This is a genomic window from Legionella dresdenensis (assembly GCF_042649825.1).
Lineage (GTDB): Bacteria > Pseudomonadota > Gammaproteobacteria > Legionellales > Legionellaceae > Legionella_C > Legionella_C dresdenensis.
This window is the reverse complement of sequence record NZ_JBHSAB010000015.1, coordinates 1-662: the sequence shown is the minus strand read 5'-3', so window position 1 is coordinate 662 and position 662 is coordinate 1. Positions and strand designations below refer to the sequence as shown.

The following is a 662-nucleotide window of genomic DNA, read 5'->3' as shown; positions in this document are numbered from 1 at the left end:
CATGGTCAACGTGGCCAATTGTGCCTACGTTAACGTGTGGCTTTTTACGCTCAAACTTTTCCTTCGCCATCGGAAAATCTCCCCTTAATAAAAAGTTGATAATTTTATGGTGCCCACAACTGGACTCGAACCAGCGACCTCTTCCTTACCAAGGAAGTGCTCTACCGCCTGAGCTATGTGGGCTTTAAGCACAGACTATGTTTCTTCCTACTAGCACTTACAACATCTATCCTGGAGCGGGTGATGGGAATCGAACCCACGCTATCAGCTTGGAAGGCTGAAGTTCTACCATTGAACTACACCCGCTTTTGTACCCTTTATAAACTGGTGGAGGGGGAAGGATTCGAACCTTCGAAGGCTGAGCCGTCAGATTTACAGTCTGATCCCTTTGACCGCTCGGGAACCCCTCCAAAAGATTGCTATTTTCTTTCAGGAAAATAATAATGTCAACTTCGATTATCGTGAACTTATCTTTTTATTTGGTGCTGGCACTAGGAATCGAACCCAGGACCTACTGATTACAAGTCAGTTGCTCTACCGACTGAGCTACGCCAGCATATTCTTTTACTTCTTACTATTTTTCATACGGAGTGTTGGGCTTTAGAGCCCAACCTGCGCTTTAATAAAGCCCTGGCGATGACCTACTTTCACATGGGGAAACC

The 662-nt window shown here is 45.6% G+C and carries 1 protein-coding gene and 4 tRNA genes; all 5 read right to left on the bottom strand.

What is annotated here, in order from left to right; genetic code table 11:
* Nucleotides 1-70, bottom strand: a 70-nt coding sequence (locus ACFORL_RS12820) for a hypothetical protein (protein WP_232322316.1), incomplete at its 3' end; no start/stop codon positions are given.
* Between the two features lie 37 nt (nucleotides 71-107).
* Nucleotides 108-183: transfer RNA gene (locus ACFORL_RS07625), tRNA-Thr, on the bottom strand.
* A 49-nt stretch (nucleotides 184-232) separates the two neighbouring features.
* Nucleotides 233-306 (bottom strand) — tRNA-Gly (locus ACFORL_RS07620).
* 19 nt (nucleotides 307-325) lie between these two features.
* Nucleotides 326-410: transfer RNA gene (locus ACFORL_RS07615), tRNA-Tyr, on the bottom strand.
* Nucleotides 411-480: 70 nt separating this feature from the next.
* A tRNA-Thr gene (locus tag ACFORL_RS07610) sits at nucleotides 481-556 on the bottom strand.
* Nucleotides 557-662: the final 106 nt, after the last annotated feature.